Annotated in this window: 10 protein-coding genes; 2 read left to right on the top strand and 8 right to left on the bottom strand. The window is 72.5% G+C overall.

Annotation, left to right across the window (positions count from 1 at the left end):
* Nucleotides 1-29 precede the first annotated feature (29 nt).
* Together C6361_RS07190 and C6361_RS07185 are read right to left on the bottom strand one after the other, a co-directional pair.
* Nucleotides 30-1,574 carry a serine/threonine-protein kinase gene (locus C6361_RS07190; protein ID WP_234359380.1) on the bottom strand — a complete coding sequence of 515 codons (1,545 nt, stop codon included), beginning with the start codon at nucleotides 1,572-1,574 and terminating at the stop codon, nucleotides 30-32.
* 185 nt (nucleotides 1,575-1,759) lie between these two features.
* A complete protein-coding gene (locus C6361_RS07185; RefSeq protein ID WP_107267202.1) occupies nucleotides 1,760-4,036 on the bottom strand; it encodes an APC family permease in 2,277 nt (758 codons plus the stop codon).
* Nucleotides 4,037-4,591: 555 nt separating this feature from the next.
* On the opposite strand from C6361_RS07185, the gene C6361_RS07180 reads away from it, so the two are divergent.
* Together C6361_RS07180 and C6361_RS07175 are read left to right on the top strand one after the other, a co-directional pair.
* Complete coding sequence (locus C6361_RS07180) at nucleotides 4,592-5,551, top strand: LCP family protein (protein ID WP_234359575.1); 960 nt, start codon at nucleotides 4,592-4,594, stop codon at nucleotides 5,549-5,551.
* Between the two features lie 252 nt (nucleotides 5,552-5,803).
* Nucleotides 5,804-7,357, top strand: coding sequence for a sugar transferase (locus tag C6361_RS07175; protein WP_234359379.1), 1,554 nt, complete (start codon nucleotides 5,804-5,806; stop codon nucleotides 7,355-7,357).
* Between the two features lie 18 nt (nucleotides 7,358-7,375).
* Here the strand turns inward: C6361_RS07175 and C6361_RS07170 are convergent, their stop codons facing one another.
* From C6361_RS07170 to C6361_RS07145, 6 genes are read right to left on the bottom strand one after another with little or no spacing between them, the layout of a single operon-like run.
* The gene (locus C6361_RS07170) at nucleotides 7,376-8,626 is read right to left on the bottom strand and encodes a DUF1501 domain-containing protein (RefSeq protein WP_369931366.1); all 1,251 of its coding nucleotides are present in this window, start codon (nucleotides 8,624-8,626) and stop codon (nucleotides 7,376-7,378) included.
* Between the two features lies 1 nt (nucleotide 8,627).
* Nucleotides 8,628-9,899, bottom strand: a complete 1,272-nt coding sequence (locus tag C6361_RS07165; protein ID WP_107256549.1) for a DUF1800 family protein — start codon at nucleotides 9,897-9,899, stop codon at nucleotides 8,628-8,630.
* 27 nt (nucleotides 9,900-9,926) lie between these two features.
* A complete protein-coding gene (locus C6361_RS07160) occupies nucleotides 9,927-11,189 on the bottom strand; it encodes a hypothetical protein (RefSeq protein ID WP_107267200.1) in 1,263 nt (420 codons plus the stop codon).
* Nucleotides 11,186-12,394 carry a glycosyltransferase gene (locus C6361_RS07155; protein ID WP_107267199.1) on the bottom strand — a complete coding sequence of 403 codons (1,209 nt, stop codon included), beginning with the start codon at nucleotides 12,392-12,394 and terminating at the stop codon, nucleotides 11,186-11,188. The genes C6361_RS07160 and C6361_RS07155 overlap by 4 nt, the downstream gene beginning before the upstream one ends.
* Nucleotides 12,391-13,923 carry an oligosaccharide repeat unit polymerase gene (locus C6361_RS07150; protein ID WP_107267198.1) on the bottom strand — a complete coding sequence of 511 codons (1,533 nt, stop codon included), beginning with the start codon at nucleotides 13,921-13,923 and terminating at the stop codon, nucleotides 12,391-12,393. The genes C6361_RS07155 and C6361_RS07150 overlap by 4 nt, the downstream gene beginning before the upstream one ends.
* Entirely contained in the window at nucleotides 13,910-15,109 is a 1,200-nt protein-coding gene (locus C6361_RS07145) for a glycosyltransferase (protein WP_107267197.1), read from the bottom strand. Before C6361_RS07145 ends, C6361_RS07150 begins: the two co-directional genes overlap by 14 nt.
* Nucleotides 15,110-15,147: the final 38 nt, after the last annotated feature.

Genomic DNA, 15,147 nt, shown 5'->3' with positions numbered 1-15,147 from the left:
GGATCGTTCCGACGAGGTGCCCCGACCGGTCATTCCGAGGTGTTGGTGGTCGAGGGCACCCCGTCGGTACAGGTGATGGTCATCCGCACCTGGCGGTTGCCGTGCCGGAACCTGACCATCGTGGCCGCCGCCGGTCCCGGCTCGACCTCGTCGGTCCGGTAGGGGCGGTTCGGGGTCCACGACAGCAGCCAGGCGCCGCCGTCGGTGCAGGTCGCCTCCACCGATCCGCCGTCCGAGGTCAGGGTCCGCCCGTCCGGTGCCGGGGTCGACGGCGGCGGCGACTCCGGGGTCGACGGCGCGGGCTCGCCCGGCCCGCTCGGTGTCTCGCCGACCGGGTCACCGGTGACCGGCCCCCCACCCGGCTGTCCGCCGGGGGGAAACCCGGTCACCGGACCGGGCACGGCGCTGGGCGATGTCCCCGGGCCGCCGACGAGCGGCGTCACCGGTCCCGGTTCCGGCGGTGGGGTGCCGGAGCCGCCACCGGTGCGCCCCGGCCCGCCGGTGTCCACGGTCGGCCGGTCGCTCGGACCGGGCTCCGCGGCGCCGCTGGGCCCGCCGAGCCCCGAGCCGAGCGGGTCGGCGAGCCAGAGCAGCAGCACGGTGACGGCGACCGCCGCCGCCCCGGTGGCCAGCACCCCGGCGCGGAACTGGGCGCCCCGACCGCCGGAGGCGCGGGGCACCAGCACCGTCGAGGGTTCGCCGTCGACCGCGGCCGGGGCCAGCGAGTGGGCGAGTTCGTCGTCGACGATCCGCACCCCGGCGGCCCGGGCGAGCACGGCGGCGACCTCGCGGGCCGCCGGACGCCGTTCCGGGTCCTTGTCGAGGCAGCGTCCACACAGTTCGACGACCTTCGCCGGTACGTCGGGCAGCGGCGGCAGCGGCGCCGGTTCGACGTACACGTGCGCCCGCAGCATCTGGGTCGCGGTCTCGGCGCTCCACGGCGGGCGCCCCGCCAGCAGACGGTAGAGCAGCACCCCGACGCCGTACACGTCCGAGGCGGGCACGACGGCGTCGCCGCTGATCCGTTCCGGGGCGAGATATCCGGGAGTACCGAGGAGTTCGTCACCCCACTCGTCCGCGTCACCCGGTCCGACCGCGGCGGCGATGCCGAAGTCGACGACCTTCGCCCCGGACGGCGTCACCATCACGTTGCCGGGCTTGATGTCCCGGTGCACCAGGCCACGGTCGTGCGCGGCGGCCAGTGCCGCCGCCACCTCGGCACAGATCCGGAAGACGGCCTTCGGCGGCAGCGGCCCGGCCGCGAGCCGCTGTTCGAGGGTGCCGCCCTCGACGAGTTCCATCACCACGTACGGGACACAGGTCAGGCCGGTGACCGACTCGCCGAAGTCGTACACCTGGGCGATGTTGGGGTGCGACAGTGCCGCCGCCGCCCGCGCCTCGTGCCGGATCCGCCGTCTCGACACCGGGTCCCGGGCGTGCGGGCCGGCCAGCAGCTTGACCGCGACCGGGCGCCCCAGCACCTCGTCACGGGCCCGCCAGACGACCGCCATGCCGCCCCGGCCGAGCTGGTCTTCGAGCCGGTAGCGGCCGCCGAGTACCTGCTGCGCCTCCACGGGGACAGTCTGCTCTGTGCCGGATGCGCCCACCCGGCCCACACGCCGGTTCCCGGCGGTGATTGTCCTCGATCGGGCAACAACTCGACCGAACGGTCGAGGGCGGGATTGGGCGGTGGTCGACGGGGTGGATGCGATCATCCGAGCGGCATGCCGAGGACGTCAGACCACGACGGCTCCGGGCGCTATTCGGGCAGGTGGACGGGGACGCTGGTGACCACCACCCCGGGTACGTCCCGCAGCGCGCGCCGCAGCCGCAGCTCGGTACGGGTGTGCAGCAGTTGGTGCCACAGGTGCCGGACCACGATCTCCGGTACCACCACGGTCAGGGTGACCTCCGGACGGACCGAGTGCAGGGCCTCGACGTACTGGGCCAGCGGCGCGATCACGGTCCGGTACGGCGAGATGATCGTCTCCAGCCGCAGGTGGTCGCCCCAGGTCTCCCACTGTCGGCGGAACCGGTCGGCCTCCTCCTGCTCCGGACTCAGGTGCACCGCGAAGGCCGGCTGCCCGAGCGACGCGGCGTACGCCAGCGCCCGCAACGCCGCCAGGTTCAGCCGGGCCACCGGTACGACCACCAGGTGTCGTACCTCGCCCGGAGTCAGGTCGACCCGCAGGTCGCCCGGTCCGGTCGTCTCGGCCACCTCGTTCGGCCGGCGGCGCTGCTCCGCCGCGCCGGTCCGTTCGGCCCCGGTGCGGCCGTCGGGTCGGGTGGCGGCGGTGTCGGTGCCGGGCGTGGTGGCCGGCAGGGTCAGCGCCTGCCGCATCGCGTCGTAGTGCCACCGGATGTGCAGGCAGAGCAGCACCAGCAGCGGTACGGCGACCACCACCACCCAGGCGCCCTCGACGAACTTGGTGATCGCGGCGGTGACCAGGACCAGGGCGCAGAGCACCGCGCCGGTCGCGTTCAGCGCCGCCCGCCAGCGCCAGCCCGGGGCGCGGTGTCGGCGCCAGTGCATGACCATGCCGCTCTGCGAGAGGGTGAAGGCCAGGAAGACGCCGACGGCGTAGAGCGGGATCAACGACTGGGTGTAGCCGCCGAACGCCACGAAGATCAGGGCCGCCGCCACCGCCAGCGCGATGATCCCGTTGCTGAACGCGAGCCGGTCTCCCATGTGCAGGAACCGTCGGGGGGCGTAGCTGTCCCGGGCCATGAAGAAGAGCAGCCGGGGAAAGTCGTTGAACGCGGTGTTCGCGGCGAGCAGCAGGACCAGGGTGGTGGCGGCCTGGATCAACGCGTACCACGGTCCGGTGCGGAAGGTCTCCCGGGCGAGCTGGGAGAGCAGCGTCTCGTCGGCCCGGGGGACCAGCCCGTTGAAGTGGATCAGGAGGGTCAGCCCGGCGAAGAGCACCACCAGGATGGCGACCATCCAGGTCAGCGTGGTCCGCGCCTGGCGCCACTCGACCGGCCGGAACGCCGGCACCGCGTCGGCGACCGCCTCGATCCCGGTCATCGAGGACGCGCCGGAGGCGAAGGCCCGGAGCACCACCAGCAGGCCGAGCCCCTCCACCGCGCCGACCGGCGGCGGCGGGACCGGCTCGAAGCCCCGGCCCGCCGCCCGGGCCACGCCGACGACGAAGAGCAGTCCGATGGCGGCGATGAAGAGGTACGTCGGCGCGGCGAAGATCTTCCCGGCCGCCCGTACCCCGCGCAGGTTGCCGGCGAGCAGCCCGGCGATCACCAGCAGCCCGAACGGGACCGTGAACGGGGTCAGTCCGGGCAGCGCCGAGGTGATCGCCTGCACCCCGGCCGCCACCGAGACCGAGACGGTCAGCACGTAGTCGAGGATCAGCCCGGCCGCGGCGGTGAGCCCGAACCGCGGACCGAGGCTGTCGGAGGCCACCAGATAGGAGCCGGCGCCGTGCGGGTAGGCGTAGACCGTCTGCCGGTACGACGTGCCGACCGTGATCATCAGTATCACCAGCGCGGCGGCGATCGGCAGGGAGAGCCCGAGCGCGCCGCTGCCGGCCAGTACCAGGATCGCGAGCATCGCCTCCGGCCCGTACGCCACCGAGGAGAGCAGGTCGGAGGAGAGCACCGGAAGCGCGATCAGCTTCCGCATCCGTTCCTGGAGCACCGCCGCGCTCGCCAGCGGCGGTCCGAGCAGGGCACGCCGGAGGGCGCCGCTGATCCGGCCGAACCGGGTGTCGGTGCTGCTCGTCGGGCCGGTCGCGGTCAACTGCCCCCGTCGCTCGGTCCGGAACATCTCGATCCGGCCCAGCCGGTGGAAGCGACTCGGCGCGGGCGGATGCCGGTACTGCTCCAGGCTCGGATCCAGCGGCAGTACGGCGTCCCGGGGTGGACGGTCCCGCAGGTCCGACCGCCACCGCCGGCCGACCTCGTGCAGGGCGGCCAGCTCGGTCTCGTTCAGCGGCGGGAACTCGGCCGACGGGCTGAAGGTGATGGTCGGGTGCTCCGGCGGTGTGCCGCCGTGCCCGTTCCGCTCCTGCCGCCCCACCATGCTCCGCCTCGTCCTGCCCGCGTCCGCCTCGCACTGTCACCGATCCGGCTGGCCCACGGCACGGGAATGGCGATACTCGGCCGGAAAGTACGAGGCCGCCGAGCTGGCCGGAACCGTCGACAACCCGGTACGGCACGGCCGGCACCGGCACCGGCACCGGCACCGGCACCGGCACGACCGGATGTCGGGCTTGACGGCTATGCGACAGTCGCTCCCGCCGGCCCCCGACCACCGCGTCGACCCCGACACGAACGTGGTCGGGCTCCGTGCCGCCGTCCCGGGCGGGCGGTTCGTCCGACGAGGTCATCGGGACGATCCGGGACCGTCCGTCGACCGTGGCTGCGCTGACCTGCGACGCAGCAGTACCGGTCGGACGGGCCGTGGCGGCCCGGATCCCGGCCACTACGCTGTTGCACCGGTCAGTAGCATCGAGCCATGCCACACCAACCCCAACTCGCGGAGTCCCACTCCACCGAGGTCATCGCGGTGGCTCCCGACGGGAGGTCCCCGGGCGCACCGGCTCCGAAACGGCGGCGACGCACCAGGCGGATAGTCCTGATCACCCTGCTGGTGTTGGCATTGCTGGGCGGCGGTGGCGCGGTCGCGGCCGGCATCTATGTCCATTCGCTGGAGTCCGGCATCGAGCGGGTCGAGGCGTTCGACGCGGTGCCGGAGGAGTCCCGCCCGGTCAAGGTGGCGAAGGACGCCAAGAACATCCTGATCCTCGGCAGTGACACCCGTGACCCGTCCAACACCGGCGGCTCGCGCAGCGACACCATCATCCTCGCCCACCTGCCGGCGGACCGGTCGAGCGCCCAACTCGTCTCGATCCCCCGGGACACCTGGGTCAACGTGCCCAAGTCCAAGGACGGCAAGCACGGCGGCCGGGACGCAAAAATCAACGCGGCCTACGCCTGGGGCGGCATCCCGCTGATGGTGCAGACGGTCGAGAAGTTCACCGGGGTCCGCGTCGACCACGTGGCGCTCGTCGACTTCGCCGGCTTCAAGGAGATCGTCGACGCGCTCGGCGGCGTGCAGATCACCGTCGAGGAGGGGTTCACCTCGACGCACTCGCTGCTGCCGAGCGGACGCCGCGAGTTCAAGAAGGGCACCCAGGTGATGGACGGCGCGCAGGCGCTGGACTACGCCCGGGAGCGCTACGCGTTCAAGGACGGCGACTTCGCCCGGATCCGGCACCAGCAGCAGGTCATCCGGGCCATCCTGGACAAGGCCGCCTCCGGCGGTACGTTGGCCAACCCGGCCAAGCTGAACTCCTTCGTCCGGGCCTCCGCCGACGCGGTCTCGGTCGACAAGACCCTCTCGATGCTCGACATGGGCATGGAGCTGCGGCATCTGCGCAGCGGCAACCTCACCTTCGTGACGAGTCCGACCCAGGGCACCGGCCGGGTCGGCAGCGAGAGCGTCGTCTTCGCCGACCGGGACAGGGCCAAGAAGTTCTACGAAGCGGTCCGCCGGGACGCGGTGCCGGAGATCCTGAGCAACGCCAAGAACTAGCCCGGCACACAGCCGCGGTGTCTCGCAGTCCACATCGGATCGGTGACCGGGAGCCAGCCCCGGCCACCACCACCGGCTCGACGCGCCGCCGGAACACGGCCGCGACGGCGCGTACCGCCGGGTCGCCACCGGCCCGGTCGCGCCGGACGGCGCACGGGTGGCCCTGGAAACACGCGCGGCCGGGCCGTATCCTGCTGGCGACTTCGCACGGCCTCGGGATCCCGCGACCGTGTACCGGGGGAGGTCATGGAGATGACGAGATGGCCGGCAGTGCAGCCCGGCGCGGCGATGAAACGTGCGCTCAGTCACGACGCCGGTCTGTTGGCGCCGCAGCCGGTGGAGCAGTCCCGACCGGCCGAGGACGACCAGCGGACGATCCCACGCCCTCGTGCGGCGGACGAGCCGATGGGGCAGCGGCTCCAGCCCGGGCTCGACACCACCGCCGTGCTTCCGTACGCCGTCTCGGCCACCTCGAAGCGGACCCGCAGCCTCCGGGCCTGGATGGTGACCGCCCCGGTCGACCTGGTCGCCCTGCTGGTACCGCTGCTGCTGAGCGACCGTTACTGGCGGGGGACGTTGTTCGCCGCCGGTCTCACGGTGACCATCTTCGCGGCCGGCGGGCTCTATCGGGGCCGGCGGCACATGAGCATCCTCGACGAACTGCCCACCCTCTGCGGCCGGCTGCTCGCCTCGGCCGGCACCGTGGCGATCATCGCCGCGATGCGGCACGGCTCGGTGGAGTACGTCGCCGGCTTCATGCGGGGCATCGCCCTCTCCGCCGGACTGGTCATCGTGGGGCGCACGATCACCCGACGTGCGGTGGTACTCGCACGTCAACGCCGCTGGGTGGAGCACAACGCCATCATCATCGGCAGCGGCCCCCTCTCGCTGGAGCTGGCCCGCCTGCTCCGGCGCAACCCCCGGTACGGCCTCCGGTTCGCCGGATGCGTCGACTCCACCCGCCGCCACCTCCCGGGTTCGGTGCCGCTGATCGGCACCCTTGAGGACCTTGAGGAGCGGATCGCGATGACGGAGTGCGACGTCCTGATCATCGCCGATCCGGAGTGCCCGGAACCGGCGCTGATGGAGCTGCTGAGCCGCCCCGCGAGCGCCGGCTGCGACCTCTGGGCGGTGCAGCGGCTCTGGGGGTCGCGTTCACCCGGTGGGATGCCCGACCACATCGGAGCGATCCCGGTCGTGCAGATCCGGTACACCACCCTCTCCGGGCCGCGCTGGGCGGTGAAGCGCGCCTCCGACCTCGTGCTCGCCTCGGTGGCGATCGTCGTGCTCAGCCCGGTCATCCTGTTCTGCGCGATGCTGACGTTCCTCGAAGGCGGCCGGGGCATCTTCTTCCGGCAGGAGCGGATCGGGCAGTACGGCAAACCGTTCAAGGTGATCAAGTTCCGTACGATGCGCCCCCGGGACGAGCACGAGTCACAGACCAACTGGTCCATCGCGGACGACCGCCGGGTCGGCCCGATCGGCCGGTTCATGCGGCGTACGTCCCTGGACGAGCTGCCCCAGCTCTGGAACATCCTGCGCGGCGACATGACCGTCGTCGGGCCCCGCCCCGAGCGCCCGTACTTCGTGGAGAAGTTCTCCGCCGAACACCCCGACTATGCGATGCGGCACCGGGTACCGGTCGGTCTGACCGGCCTCGCCCAGGTCAGCGGCTTGCGTGGGGACACCCCGATCTCCGACCGGGCCCGGTTCGACAACTACTACATCGAGAACTGGTCGCTCTGGCTCGACACCAAGGTGCTGGTCCGGACGATCGCCGAGGTGTTCCGCGGCGGTGGTCGCTGAGCCGTCGGCACCGGTCCGTCAGGCGGCGGCCCGGAGCAGCGGCAGCCACCTGCCCTGGAAGCCGTCGAGATAGCGCTCGGGTTCGGCGTCCAACACCGACTCGAGCAGGGTGCCGACGACGGTACGCAGGTCCAGGTCGGACTTGAGGTCGCCGTCGTCGAGATCGGCCAGGCTCGGCTGTTCGCCGTGGAATCCGCCGGCCACCCGGTGACCGAGCACGAAGACCGGGCCGGCGGTGCCGTGGTCGGTACCGTCCGAGGCGTTCGCCCTGACCCGCCGGCCGAACTCGCTGTAGACCACCACCGTCACCTGCCGGCCCGCCTCGGTCCGGGACATCCGGGCGACGAAACCCGACAGCGCGTCGTCGAGCCGCTTCAGCAGGCTCTCGTGGGCGCCGATCTCGTCGGCGTGGGTGTCGAAACCGTCCAGGCTCACCGAGTAGACCCGGGTCGGTACGCCGGCCTCGACACAGCGCGCCACCAGCGCGAGCTGGGTACCGAGGGAACTCGTCCGGCCGGTGCCGGTGGTGAGGAGTTCGAGTTCCTGGCCGGCCGGGTCTCTCGGCGCCTGCTCCGCCTCCCGGATCAGGTGCTCCACGTGCAGCAGGTCCGCGTAGGCGGACGCGGCCCGGCCACGCAGTGCCGACTCGCCCGACTCGGACCGACCCAGCGCGGCGATCATCTCCGGCGTTATCCCGTTCGGCAGCTTGAGTCCGGCCGGGCTGACGCAGGCACCGGCCCGGCTCTCCCCGGCCAGCAGCGGCGGGAGTACGGGTTCGAAGCTCACCGCCGTCTCCGGCGACGCCGAGGTGCCGTCCAGCCACCGTCCCACCCAGCCGGTCGGCACCGGACTGGTCGGCGAGGCGGTCTGCCAGATGTCCATCGACCGGAAGTGGCTGCGGTCGGGCCGGGGATATCCGACGCCGAGGACGATGGCGAGCCGCTTCTCGTCCCAGAGCTTCTTCAGCCCCCGCAGCTTCGGATTGAGCCCCAGCCGGTCGTCGAGGTGCAACACCTCGGCCGGATCGTAGGCCAGCTCGGGCCGGGCCGAGTGGTAGGCGGGGTCCGCGTACGGCACGACGGTGTTGAGGCCGTCGTTGCCGCCGTAGAGGGTGACCACCACGAGCTTGCCGTCGGTGGCGGCCCGCGCGCTGTCCGCCGTGCGGAGGAGTTCGACCAGCCCCAACGTGCCGGCACCGGCGGCCAGCGCGCCAGCACCGACCACCCCCGAGGTGAGGAGGAACCGCCGCCGCGTCTGAATGTCCATCATCTCAGGCCACCAGGTATTCCGGGCTCACGAGGCCGAGGGTCAGCAGCCGGCGCGGATCGCCGGCCGCGTCGCGCAGCACCGCGTAGGTCCGGTTGGACCAGGTGTCGACGCAGAGCAGGTACGCCAGGTTCTCCGGGGTCAGCCGGTCGACCGCGGCCCGTTCGGCGATCTTGCCGGCGAGCCGGAGCCGGACCTGGGCGGCGGCGGAGGTCAGCCAGGCGCCACCGGCCCGCCAGCCGCCGACGTTGGGCGGTGCGAACGGTAGCTGGCCCAGGTCTTCCAAGATTTTGAGCAGCTCGTCGTGGGTCTCCGTCGGCAGCGCCGCCGGCCGGAGCCCGAGCTGCCGCAGGGCGCCGATGAACCACTCGATCGGCTGCTTGACCATCTCGCCGTTGGTCGCCTGGAACGCGTCGTCGGAGAACATCACCTTGAGCATCGCCATCGGGATCGGGAACGCGGCGACCATCCTGTCCCGCAGCGCGTCCGGCAGCGGACGGGTCGACGACCCGTAGCGGAACCAGAGCCGGGAGGCGATGAACCGTGGGCAGGCCTCCTGCGCCAGCAGCAGGTCGATCAGGGTGCCGGCGGTGAAGTCCTGCGTCGAGCCGAGGATCGTCTTGCTGCCACCGTCGTGTTCGGCGGGGTTGAAGACGGAGCGTTCCTGGGCGAGGCTGTAACGCCAGCCGGTCAGCGCCCGGCCCGCCTCCTTGACGTCCTTCTCGGTGTACTGGCCGATCCCGAGCATGAACAGCTCGAACAGCTCGCGGGCGAGGTTTTCGTTCGGTGCCCGCCGGGTGTTGCGATTGCCGTCCAGATAGAGCGACAGTGCCGCGTCGACCACCATCTGCCGGGCCATCGTCACGAAGTCCGTCGACTGCCGGAAGGTGCGGTGCTGCACCATCATCAGCTGCGGGCTGCGGACCTTCTTGATCGAGGTGGCCCAGTGGCCGTGCCAGAAGAAGATCAGTTTCTCCACCGCCTGGTGGCTGGCGACCGTCATCCGGTCCACCCACCAGCGGGTGATCTGTTCGGTCTCGATCTCCCGGCGACGCTCGAAGGTGACCTTCTGCTCCGGCGTGGGATCGCGCTGTCCCGCGTACGGATCCCGGGCGAGGACGGGAATCGGGGCACTGGTCGCGCCGACGTCCGGGCCGGCGGGGGAGAGCAGGGCGGACATCGTCGCCCGGTAACCGGCCTGCTTCGCCGCGGACAGCTCGCTGGCGGTGGGACCGAAACCGGCCCGACGCAGCAGGAGCGCGACGACGTCGGTCATGTAGCAAACATAGGGGACGGACTCCGGTCAGGAAAACCCGGGCCGCGAGCCGGCCGCGGCGGCCCGCCGACCGTCCCGCAGGCCAAGCAGCGCCAGGGAGTAGCCGACCATGCCGAGCGCCGAGCCGACGAGATAGCCGGTCGCATCCCAGCGCAGTGTCAGCAGCGGCGCCGCGACCACGGTGAGGCCGAGCATCACGTAGCGGGCCCGGAGCAGGACGTCGAACTCGCCCCGGACGAACCTGCTCAACGAGCAGCCGTAGGAGAAACCGAGCGCCGCCTTCTCCGCGCCCGCCGCGACAAGTGCGGCGCCGACCGGGATGAAGGCCAGGGCGGGCACGATCCGCCGACCGAGCAGCACCGCCAGGCCGAGCAGCACCGCACCGACGGCCATCAGGGCCAGTGACAGCAGACCGTCGCGGAGATCCTGCCAGACCGTACGGCCGCTGTCGTCGCGCCGGCGGTAGATGAGCACCCGCCGGACGGTTATCGAGACGAACGCCAGCGGTGCGAGTACCTGTTGCAGGACCCGGATCACGCCGAGCGTGGCAGCCGTACTGACGAACGCGGTCACCTGGATCGCCAGTACCGGCGTCACGCCGAGCACGAAGGCGTCCAGCGAGGCGGCTCCGATGACCGCCCGGCGGGACCGGATCCACCGCAGCAGGCCGCGCAGGGCCGGCCGGCGGTCCGGCTGCCGGGCGGCGGCGAGCAGGAAGACGGCGTTCACCACCGCCCAGGAGAGGCAGATGCCGAGCGGCGAGCGCAACGCCGCGAAGCAGAGCGCCGCCGCCACCTGGGCGGCCAGCCAGAGCGTCGACTCCAGGAACGCCGACCGGGCCGTACCGGCGGCCACCGCCGCAGAGCGGCCGATGTCGAGCGCGATCACGAACGGGATGCCGGCCGCGTAGCCGAGGGCCAGCTCCACCGGCACGTCCGGGACGGCGAGGCTGGACAGGAACGCGACGACGGCGCCGAGCAGGCCGCCGGCCAGCGCGGCAGCCACCGACCACCGGCAGGTCGCCCGGTCGGCCGGCCGGCCCTCACTCGCGGTGGCCAGCAGCGTCGCCTCGGCGAGGGTACGTTGCAGGACGCCGCAACTGAGCTGGAAGACCAGCATCGCCGGAGCGACGGCGCCGATCGCCGCCAGTCCGCCCGCGTAGCCGAGGGAGAGGCTGAAGACCAGGCTGGTGGCCATCAGCCCGAGCTGGCCCATGGTGAGGGCCGGCGTGGACCAGGACCGTCCGGCGGAGCGGGCGGGCTCGCCGGTCGTCGTCGCCGTCTCCGTCACGCGGGTCGCTCCTCCCGGGTACCGGGCCGACCCTCCAGCGCCCGCGCGACGGCGGTCACCACGCCCTGCTCCAGGCCGATCGCCGCGCCCCGGCCGGGCGGGTTCGCCGGTTCCGCCTTCCCGGCGAGCAGCTCGTCGAGGGTACGGGCGGCAGCCTCCGGGTCCGCGAAGTCGGTGAAGGCGAACCGTCCACCCGAGACGGCGGCGGCCTCGGGCAGCCCGCCGACCCGCGAGACGAGCATCGGCCGGCCGTGACTGCCCACCTCCACCACCACCCGGCCGAACGGTTCCATCCAGGTGGACGGGATCAGCGCCGCGTCGATCCGGGCGCAGAACGCCTCGACGTCCAGCCGGCCCGCGAAGTCCACCTCGATCCCCTGCGCGGTGCCGAGGTCCGCCAACCGTCGCAGGTAGTCCGGCTGCCCCTCACCGGCGACCAGCATGGTGACCGCCGTGCCGGTGTTCCGCCGGTACGCGGCGGCGGTGCGGATCGCCGCCTCGACGCCCTTCACCGGGGCGATCCGGCCGAGATAGCCGAGGACCCGGCGCGTCGGGTCGGGGCGGTACCCCTCCGGCGCGACCGTCGCCGCACCGAGCAGCGGATAGGCCACCAGGCTGGTCTCCGGGCTGGTCAGTCCGGCCCGTTGCAGTTCGTCCCGGACGAAGCCGGAGACGCAGACGGCGACCGTCCCGGGTGGGGTCGCCCGGCGCATCACCGCCGTCTTGACCCGACAGTCGGCGCAGATGTCGGCGCAGTTCCCGCTGCCCCGACGGCGGGAGCGCCGCCAGCAGGTGTCGCTCAGGTCGTGGTACGACCGGACCAGCCGGACCCCGTTCGCCCGGGCCCAGCGCAGCAGCCACGGACCGGTACGGGAGATGTTCGTCGCCACCACCACGTCGGGCCGGTACGCCCGCAGCGCGCGGATCTGCCCGGACGCGACCGCCGGCAGCAGCCACGCGGTCAGCAGTTCCAGCGCCCGCCGGAGCGCCGAGTCGGCGTGCACCCGCCGGGCGTACGGCCGCCGCACGGCGTGCACGACGAGCGGCCCGTCCCGGTACACCTCGTCGGCCGGCGCCGGTACGAAGACCGCGACCTCGGCGGTCCGGGCGAGTTCCAGCGCGGCGGACCGGGCGGACCGCTCCGCCCCGCCGACCAGGTTCGGCCACCACCAGTCGGCGAGGACGGCGACCCTGGGCCGGCTCATCTCGGCACCTCGGCCGGCTCGGTCGGCTCGCTCGACTCCGCCGCCGGCTCGCTCGGTTCCGTGGCCGGCTCGGTCGCCCCGGCTGTCGCGGCGGTCTCGTCCGGCCTGGTCAGGCCCCAGATCCGGCCGCGCCAGCCGAGTACGCCGACCAGCAGCACCACGAACGCGGCACCGACGAACGGGATCTGCGCGCCGAGCGGCCCCCGCAACAGCCCGATCTGGCAGGCGGCGAAGATGACGGCGAGCGCGACCGGCAGGTGTGCCGGCGAGCTGTTCAACGCCCGGTCGAGCCGCCGGGCGAGCTTGCCGTAGCAGAAGAACAGCACCACCACGCCGACCAGGCTGAACTCGACGAAGACCTCGGCCCAGAACGGCAGGGCCAGGTTCTGGAACTCGTAACCCCGGCTGTCCGCGACGACGTTCCCGGCGGGGATCGCCTTGCCCTCCCACAGCGACCTCGGCACCCAGAAGAAGAGCGCCGAGATCAGGTGGTGGCCCCAGGTGTGGCCCTGGCTGTCGACGTAGAAGGCGGCGTTGACGGTCTGCTGGAACCCGTCGAAGTCCCAGGTGTAGTAGGCGTCCAGCCCCAGTCGCAGGTTGCCGCGTGACCGGTCGTTGCGGAAGAGGTTGGCCAGGGGATAGAGGACGGCGAGCCCGAGCAGCATCCCGACCGAGAACAACGTCCGCCAGCGTTGCCGCCGGAGCCTGACCAGTGCCAGGCCGGCGGCGAGCATCACACTGAACGACGAGAACCGGTTCGCGGTCAGCGGGTTGTTGTAGACGAGGTTCAGCGCGACCGCGACGGCCGTGGCGAGGGTCAGGATCAGTCGGGCCCGCGCGTCGGCGTAGCCGCGGTTGCGCCAGCAGAGCAGGCAGAGGATCAGCGCGACCACGCTGGTCGCGGCCGGCAGCGTGCTGAACAGCCCGAGGAGCGCGAGGTCCTGGCCGCCGCGCAGCCCCGCCTGCTCGATGGCGCGTTGCAGGTCGTCGCGGCTGGTGAACCGGACCGCCAGCCCGCCGGTGCGGGGCAGGCAGACCACCGCCATCACCAGGGCCAGCCCGGTCAGCACGATCGCCTTCTCGACGGTGACCCGGAGCCGGCCCGACGAGACCTGCCGGGGTGCGGGCAGCCGGCGGGCGTAACCGGCCCAGTACGCGGTGACGGCCAGGATGAGGATCACCTGAGCCGTCACGTAGTGCTGATACAGCGGCAGGTCGGGCCAGGGGAGCCGGCGGTCCCGGATCTGTAGCAGCGGCGCGAAGCCGACCCACACCCCGACGAACGCCCAGAAGGTCACCGCCACCGGTGCGAAGGACTCCGCGACGGTGGCGTGGTAGAGCGCGGCCAGGCAGATCGCCACCACGACCAGGCCGAGCAGCCCGGCCACGGTGGGCCGGGGGAGCACGGTGGTGACGCCGAGGAACACGACCAGCGCGGCCCCGGCCACCGACGCGACGACGGGACCGGTACGCCAGCGGGCGGCGCGGAGGGTCGCGCCGGAGCCGGTTTTCCGGTCAGCGCGCTTCATCGCTGACCCACGACGTCACGTTGGCCGCGAAGACGTCCGCCGAGAAGGCGGCGGCGCGGGCGGTGATCCGGGACGGGTCCAGCTCGTCGAGACGGTGCAGCGCGTCGGCGTACCGGCGCGGGTCCGAGGAGTCGAGCAGGAAGCCGGTCTCCCCGTCGACGACGGTCTCCAGCAGACCGCCGCGCCGGACCCCGAGCACCGGTGTGCCGCAGGCCATCGCCTCGACCGGGATGATGCCGAAGTCCTCGTGCGCGGGGAAGAGCAGTGCCCTGGCACCCCAGTACAGTTCGCGGAGCCGTTCCTGGGACGGGCGGTGCGCGAAGCTGACCGGCACCCGTACCCGGGCGGCGGCCCGCCGCAGCGACTCCTCTGCGGGCCCGGAGCCGGCGATGACCAGCGGCAGGCCGGCGGCGTCGGCGATCTCGATCATCAGATCGAAGTTCTTGTACGGAATCCAGCGCCCCACCCCGAGCAGATAGTCCCGGTTCTGCCGGCGCTGCGACGCGGGCGCGTCCCGGTAGTAGTCCACGTCGACCGGTGGGTTGATCACCCGGGCGTCCCGCCCCCAGAACCGCTGGATGCGCGAGCGCACCTCGGCCGAGTTCGCGGCGTAACTGTGCACGTGGCGGCTGAGTCGCCGGTCGGTACGCCGCAACGCGGTACGGGGCAGCGCGAGGAGCCCGCCGGAGCCGCGCCCGTCGAAGTCGGGACTCCACAGGTAGCGGGCCGGCGAGTGCACGTAGCTGAGATAGCGGGTGTCCTCGTCCTGCCGCAGCTTCACGGTGTGCGCGAACGCGTGGCTGGAGGAGATGACGACGTCGAACCGCTCCCGGGTGAGGGTACGCCAGGTGAGCGGCATCACCGGCAGGGCCAGCGCCTTCGCCCGGCGCAGCGGCGTACGGGCCAGCCAGGACTCCCGGAACTCGAGTCCACGCCGGGCGTCCCGGTCCCGCCAGAGGACGAAACCGGTGGCGTGCGGGATTATCCCGTGCAGCGAGAGGAAGACGTTCTCCGAGCCGCCCGTCGCGCCGAACCACTCGTGTACCAGTGCGACGGAGCGTCCTGCCAGCGGTGTGGTCCGGGCCCCTGATGTCTCCGCAGATGACGCGGCGATCTCCGTTCCTCCCCTCGAACCCCGGGCACGGCCGCGCAGCCGTCGGTGAGCCGCCCGGAGTGCACCCGGCATCGGTCGCGCCGGCACGTGGCGTTGGCGGTAGCCCTGGC

It is taken from the genome of Plantactinospora sp. BC1 (assembly GCF_003030345.1).
GTDB lineage: Bacteria > Actinomycetota > Actinomycetes > Mycobacteriales > Micromonosporaceae > Plantactinospora.
The sequence above is the reverse complement of the archived record's forward strand: the minus strand, read 5'-3'. Positions and strand labels throughout refer to the sequence as shown.

Excerpts from the sequence above, each read along its gene's own strand:
- C6361_RS07185 (WP_107267202.1), bottom strand. The coding sequence starts at position 4,036 with ATGGTGGGGCGGCAGGAGCGGAACGGGCACGGCGGCACACCGCCGGAG.
- C6361_RS07175 (WP_234359379.1), top strand. The coding sequence starts at position 5,804 with ATGACGAGATGGCCGGCAGTGCAGCCCGGCGCGGCGATGAAACGTGCG.
- C6361_RS07170 (WP_369931366.1), bottom strand. The coding sequence starts at position 8,626 with ATGATGGACATTCAGACGCGGCGGCGGTTCCTCCTCACCTCGGGGGTG.
- C6361_RS07165 (WP_107256549.1), bottom strand. The coding sequence starts at position 9,899 with ATGACCGACGTCGTCGCGCTCCTGCTGCGTCGGGCCGGTTTCGGTCCC.
- C6361_RS07155 (WP_107267199.1), bottom strand. The coding sequence starts at position 12,394 with ATGAGCCGGCCCAGGGTCGCCGTCCTCGCCGACTGGTGGTGGCCGAAC.
- C6361_RS07150 (WP_107267198.1), bottom strand. The coding sequence starts at position 13,923 with ATGAAGCGCGCTGACCGGAAAACCGGCTCCGGCGCGACCCTCCGCGCC.
- C6361_RS07145 (WP_107267197.1), bottom strand. The coding sequence starts at position 15,109 with ATGCCGGGTGCACTCCGGGCGGCTCACCGACGGCTGCGCGGCCGTGCC.